5 protein-coding genes are annotated in these 6,452 nt (G+C 70.6%); all 5 read left to right on the top strand.

The features are described 5' to 3' along the window. A partial coding sequence (locus FV228_RS17645; protein ID WP_281406504.1) for a phosphopantothenoylcysteine decarboxylase occupies window positions 1-537 on the top strand: 537 nt, incomplete at its 5' end. A gap of 617 nt (window positions 538-1,154) precedes the next feature. Beyond that, on the top strand, window positions 1,155-2,384 hold the full coding sequence (locus FV228_RS17635) for a carbohydrate porin (protein ID WP_187277796.1): 1,230 nt from the start codon (window positions 1,155-1,157) through the stop codon (window positions 2,382-2,384). Between the two features lie 472 nt (window positions 2,385-2,856). Further along, entirely contained in the window at window positions 2,857-4,956 is a 2,100-nt protein-coding gene (locus FV228_RS17630; RefSeq protein ID WP_187277795.1) for a HAMP domain-containing methyl-accepting chemotaxis protein, read from the top strand. 107 nt (window positions 4,957-5,063) lie between these two features. Then, window positions 5,064-5,480, top strand: coding sequence for an FKBP-type peptidyl-prolyl cis-trans isomerase (locus tag FV228_RS17625; RefSeq protein ID WP_147855820.1), 417 nt, complete (start codon window positions 5,064-5,066; stop codon window positions 5,478-5,480). 35 nt (window positions 5,481-5,515) lie between these two features. Continuing rightward, the coding region (locus FV228_RS17620) for a Wadjet anti-phage system protein JetA family protein (protein ID WP_147855819.1) at window positions 5,516-6,452 on the top strand (937 nt) is incomplete at its 3' end.

Below are 6,452 nucleotides of genomic sequence, written 5' to 3'. Positions count from 1 at the left end.
GCCCAGGCCGGCGCCCGCGTGACGCTGGTCTCCGGGCCGGTCTCGATCCCGGATCCCGCCGGCGTCGCCGTGGTGCGGGTCGAGACCGCCCGGGACATGCTCGCGGCGGTCGAGGCCGCCCTGCCCGCCGACATCGCGATCTTCGCGGCCGCGGTGGCCGACTGGCGCCCCGAGACGGAGGCCGGCGCGAAGAAGATCAAGAAGGACGGCGCCGGCCCGGTGCCGATGCCGCTGGTCGAGAACCCCGATATCCTCGCCACCGTCGCGCGTCTGGAGGCCGGGCGCCCCCCCCTGGTGGTCGGCTTCGCCGCCGAGACCGACACGGTGCTGGACCACGCCCGGGCCAAGATCGTCCGGAAGGGCTGCGATCTGATCGTCGCCAACGACGTCTCGGCCGCGGGCGGCGTCATGGGCGGGACCGACAACACGGTCCACCTGATCCACCGCGACGGCGCGCTGGAGACCTGGCCGCGCCTCGGCAAGGACGAGGTCGCCCGCCGACTCGTCGCGCATCTGGCCGGCCTGCTGGCGCGCTGAGCCGGCCTCGGACCCGCAGAACCGGCCGCGCGAAGCCGATTTCGCCGCGGGTGTGGCGGCGAATCCTCGCCCGTCTTGACGCCGCGCGGGCTTCCCGAAGCCCGCGCCGGAGCAAGACGCAGCGGACGAAGACCGATGCGAATGCGGTCACGGTGGGCCTTGCTGGGCGGGGATTGTCCGCCCGTCGCTCTATCGGCCGCCTCGATCTCTGTATCGATCGATGAAAGCGTATTGAAAATCGATTATCCGCCGCTCGACATTTCAAAATGATCCAAACTAAGTCTCGCTGGCGAATTCAAGGTCTCTGACGTTCCAAGATAAGTCGCCCTCAAAAGCTTGCAATCTGCGGTTTTACCAGGCTGTAACCCCATGGCGCCGAACAGAACACTGTCGGCTCGGGGGCGTTATGGATCATGGAACGTAGACTTCTTTCGGGATGGGCGGCCACTCTGCTTGTCATCGCGGCCGGTCCTCTTGTCGGAACGGCGCAGGCACAGCCTTCGGCGCCTCGAAATACGGAAGAATCGACGATCCTGCCGGATCCGAATGCGCCGCAGCGCCTCCCGCTGGATCGGCCGTCGACGCCCGCGCCGGACACCCGCCCCGCCGTCGGCTCGGTGGATCCGCGCAACGTCGGCCCGAAATTCGGCCTGCTCGGGAATCTCGGCGGCGTCCGCGACCGGCTCTGGGAACACGGGATCCTGCTCAACCTGGGCTACGTCTACGAGGGCGCCACGAACGCGGCCGGCGGGGACCGCACGCTGGCGCGCGGTGCCGCCCAGTTCGTCGCCAAGGGCCTGTTCGACTTCGAGAAGATGTTCGGCCTGGAAGGCGGGTCGGGCGTGGTCACGCTCAGCCATAGGCACGGCCGCGACCTGACCCAGGACGCGCATCTCGGCACCCAGGCCAGCGTCGAGGAGATCTACGGCCGCGGCCGCATCTGGCGACTGAGCCAGTTCTGGTACGATCAGAAGTTCGGCCCGTTGGTGGACCTGAAGATCGGTCGGATGCCGTCGAGCGACGACTTCGCCGGCTTCGCCTGCGAGTTCCAGCTCAACGCCCTGTGCGGCGCCCCGACCGGCAAGATCGCCGGCAACTACATCTACAACTATCCGGTCAGCCAGTGGGCGACCCGCCTGCGGGTCGGCACGGCGGACACGGCCTACGTCCAGGTCGGCGCCTACCAGGTCAATCCGGACAACCTCGTCGACGGCTTCAGCTTCAACTTCAGCAAGGGCACCGGCGCCCTGATCCTGTCCGAGGCGGGCTGGTTCCCGAAGGTCGGCGGCGCGGGCTACGCCGGCAGCTACAAGGTCGGCGGCTGGCACGAGACCAGCGGCGGCAACGACGTCTACCTGAACGACCGGCGCCTGCCCTTCCCCATGTACCGGGGACAGCCGCTGCATCACGACGGCCGGGACGGCCTGTATTTCGTCGGCGTCCAGGAGGTCTACCGCCCGGATCCCGCCAACACCGTCCGCAACGTCTCGGCCTTCGTCCGGGCCGTGGCCAGCGACCGGGACACCTCGGTCTACTCGGCCCAGGTGACGGGCGGGTTCGTCTACAAGGGCTGGTGCGCGGAGCGTCCCAACGACTGGATCGGCTTCGGCGTCGGCCAGACGACCCCGAATCCCCGGGCGGTCGAGGCCATCGCGCTGAGCAACCTGGTCGGCCGGACCAGCCGGCGGCTGCCGTGGCAGGAACGCTTCGTCGAGGCGTTCTACAGCATCGCGGTGACCGACAACGTCGTCGTCCGACCCAACATCCAGTACATCACCCGGCGGGCCACGCCGGAGCAGAAGCCCGACGTCGTGGTGTTCGGCCTGACCTCGCTGATCACCTTCTGAGTGCCCCGCCGCCCGGTTCCCGTCGCACGGCGGGCCGGGCCGACGAAGGCCTTGAACGCCCCCGCGGTGGGGAGGGGCCGGGGGTGGAGGCCGCAGGATCGCGCGGAGACGCGCCATCCGAACCACCCCCACCTCCACTTCCCCCGCCAGGGGAGGAGAGAGCCCTCGGCGCACCCTGCGTGGCCATCGTAACCCGCACGGCGGTGGCGCGTCATGGAACGCCCCGCCCCGGCGCGATGATCAGTGACCCGCCGGATTGCGAGCGTAAAGATAACGTTAAACAGCTTTCAATTGAAACGAAGTCGGCAAAATTCTCTGACCGATGCGGTTTCGATACGGAATAGTTCAAACATCGATTGTCATCCAGCGACACAGTTAAGAGTGATATCGAGAAGTTTCGCGGTCGTAACATTCGACAAATGGTTCCGTATCGGACATGACCGCGCGACCGTCGGGTTTCTGGAGTTGTGCGATGATCCGCCTGCAAAATATTTCGATCCGCACGACGATGAGCGTGGTGTTCTTCGTCTTGGGTCTGATCATCTTCACCTATGCGACGACCGCGCTCATCGGGGCGCGGACGGAGGCCGTCCAGGCCGAGGCGGGCATCTCGCTCGTGCGGGCGAGCCGCGCGCTGCTCCAGACCCTGTACGCGACGCGGCTGGAGCGGGGCGCCACCCTGCAGTTCCTGGCCGCCGACCAGCCGATGGATGCCGAGACCCTGTCCGGGCTCTACACGGAGCGGCAGCGGGCGGTGGCCGGCATCGCCGCGGCGACGGCTCTTGTGGGCGACCTGGATCTGCCCTCCGTCCGGGCGACGCTCGGTCAGCTCCAGGCGTCCCGCGAGCGTGTCGAGCGCCTCCGCCCTCGGGTGGATGACGCCCTGAAGGTGTCCAAGGCCCAGCGTGACGCCGCCGTCACCGCGGAGGCGCAGACGGCCCTCCTCGCCATGCTCGACACCCTGACGGCGACGACGGATGCGGTCGATGCCGCGATCCCGCGCTCCGACACCGTCCTGGAGCGCGATCTCTCCCTCAAGCGCGCGGCCTGGGCGACCCGCATGGCGCTCGGCGCCATCGCGCTGCGGATCCAGACGTCCCTGTCGGCCGGGACGCCCTGGTCGCCCGCCGAGACCGTCGCGGCCGCGGAGGAGCGGGGGCGGCTCGACGCCACGTGGAAGCTCGCCGCGGAGACGGCGGCGAACCTCACGGGCCCGGTCCGGACGGCCTTCGACAAGGCGCGCACCAACAATTTCGAGGGCGCGCCCCTCGACCGGCGCATGGCCGTCTCGACCGCGCTGGCCCAGCATCAGCCGCCCGGGGTCACGCTCCAGCAGGCGCGCAAGCTCGACACCCCGGAACAGGCCACCCTGGTTGACCTCGCCTACGCCGCCCTCGACGAGATGATCGCGCGCGCCGAGACCCTGGCCCAGGAGGCGCGCGGCGTCCTGATTCGCAACGTGGCGGCGCTGGTGGTCTCCGGCCTGCTCGTGGCCCTCGGCCTCGTCGCCCTTTTCGGCTTCGTGCTGCGGCCGATCCGGACGATGACCGGGACCATGCAGGCCCTGGCCGACGGCGACGCGTCGGTCGCGGTGCCTCTGCGCGACCGCGACACCGAGGTCGGCGCGATGGCGCGGACGGTCCAGGTGTTCAAGGACAACCTGATCCGCGCCCGGGCGCTGGAGGCGGAGACCGCGCAGGCGCGCGCCGCCGCCGAGGAGCACCGCAAGGCCGGCATGCTTCAGATGGCCGAGAGCTTCGAGCGGGCGGTCGGCGGCATCATCGGCCAGGTCTCGTCCTCGGCCACCGAATTGCAGGCCACCGCACAGGCCATGACCGCCACCGCCACGCAGACCGCCAGCCAGTCCACCACGGTCGCGGCCGCGGCCGAGGAGGCGGCCAGCAACGTCAACACCGTGGCGGCCGCCGCCGAGGAGCTGGGCACCTCCGTGCAGGAGATCGGCCGGCAGGTCGACGGATCCGCCAAGCTGGCGCTGGGGGCGGCCGCCGAGGCCGGCCAGACCGCCGACCTGGTGCAGGAACTGAGCACCGCCGTCGGGCGGATCGGCGACGTGGTCGGGCTGATCTCGAGCATCGCCGGGCAGACCAACCTGCTGGCCTTGAACGCGACCATCGAGGCGGCGCGCGCCGGCGAGGCCGGGCGCGGCTTCGCGGTCGTGGCCTCCGAGGTGAAGGCCCTGGCCGAGCAGACCGCCAAGGCCACCGAAGAGATCTCCGGCCAGATCGGCCGGATCCAGGCCTCCACGGGTGGGGCGGTGACGGCGATCGGCTCGATCACGGCGCGGATCCAGGAGATCAGCAGCGTGGCGACCTCGATCGCGGCGGCGGTCGAGCAGCAGGGCGCGGCCACGCAGGAGATCGTGCGCAACGTCGGTCAGGCGGCGGCGGGGACCGGCGAGGTCACCAGCAACATCGCGGGCGTCGCGAGTGCCGCCGACGAGACCGGCAAGGCGGCCGACCAGGTGCTCGGAGCGGCGACGGAACTGTCCCGCCAGTCGGAGACGCTGACCGCCGAAGTGGCGCGGTTCCTCGACACGGTCCGGGCCGCCTGAGCCGCCGCCCCGACGGCGATCCTGCGCCTCCCTGGCCTGGACGGACCTGAGTCGATAGAAGGCCCCCCGACGGCCGGCGCGGACGGTGCCGGCTCCAGGGAGATACCATGCCTCGCCTGTCCCTCATTGCCGGAGCCGCGTTCATCGCCATGACAGCAGCCGCGAATGCCGAGATCGTCACCCTGCCCTCGGGCCTGAAGTACCAGGACGAGGTGGTGGGCACCGGGCCCGAGCCGAAGGCCGGCCAGCAGGTCACCGTGCAGTACACGGGCTGGCTCGACGAGGGCGGCCAGAAGGGCAAGAAGTTCGATTCCTCCCGCGACCGCAACCAGCCCTTCAGCTTCCCGCTGGGCGCCGGCCAGGTGATCAAGGGCTGGGATCTCGGCGTCGCCACGATGAAGACCGGGGGCAAGCGCACCCTGATCATCCCGCCGGAGCTCGGCTACGGCGCCCGGGGCGCCGGCGGCGTGATCCCGCCGAACGCCACGCTGATCTTCGACGTCGAACTCCTCGGCGCGAAGTAAGGGTTCGGCTGCGCGACGGCGAGAGTCCTGAGACAATGCTGTTCGCGCAGCTGCCCGACGAGCTGTTCAAGCCCCTGGCCTCGCCGAGCCGGGGCTTCAACGCGGCCCTGCTGCTGCACCTGCACCGGCGCGTCCTCGGGGCGGAGCCGGTGCGCAAGGCCGAGCTGCTCGCCGAGATCGGCGATTTCGCCGCCGGCTGGAGCGACCCCGAGATCCTGGGCGACGAGCCGATCTCCGCGGATCCGGCCGAACGCCGCAACGCCCTCTACCGGCGCCTCCTGGAGACCGGCTGGCTGCTCGAGCGCCGCGAGCGCTACGTCCCGGTGGCCGAGTTCGACCCGGAGGCGCGCCTCCTGCTCGAGGAGCTGTCGCGCCTGGAGCGGGGCGAGACCCGCTCCTACGGCGGCGCGGTGCTGGAGGTGCTGGGCGGCCTGGAGAGCGCCGTCTCCGATCCGGCCAACCGCTCCGAGGCCCTGTCCAACGCCGCCCGGGCGTCCGCCGCCTTCCTGGCCCATGTCCGCGGACTCGCCGCCGGCATGCGCAAGGTCGAGGAGCGGATCCTGCGCGAGCCCGACCGGGCCAAGACCTTCCGGCTGTTCTTCGAGGATTTCGTCGAACGCCACCTGATCAGCGACTACCGGACGCTGCACACCCGCTTCAACCCGTTCCGGTTCCGCGCCAGCGTGGTCCGCGAGGCCGGCCGGGCGCTGCGCGACGCCCTCACGGTGCGGGCGCTGGCCGAGGGTCAGATCCGCGAGGGCCGCAGCCCCGACCTCGATACCGCCCAGCGCGCGGTCCGGGCCGACCTCGCCCAGATCCTCTCGGTGTTCGAGGGGCTCGACAACCATCTCGACGCGGTCGACGCCGTGGTGGCCCGCCTGGAACGGCGGATCGGCGCCGCGCTCCACGCCATGGACCGGCCGGACCCTTCGGGGATCGAGCGGGTCGCCGCGATGCTGCGCGCTGTCGGCG

The sequence above is a fragment of the Methylobacterium sp. WL18 genome (assembly GCF_008040015.1).
Taxonomy (GTDB): domain Bacteria; phylum Pseudomonadota; class Alphaproteobacteria; order Rhizobiales; family Beijerinckiaceae; genus Methylobacterium; species Methylobacterium mesophilicum.
This window is presented reverse-complemented; position numbering and strand designations above follow the sequence as displayed.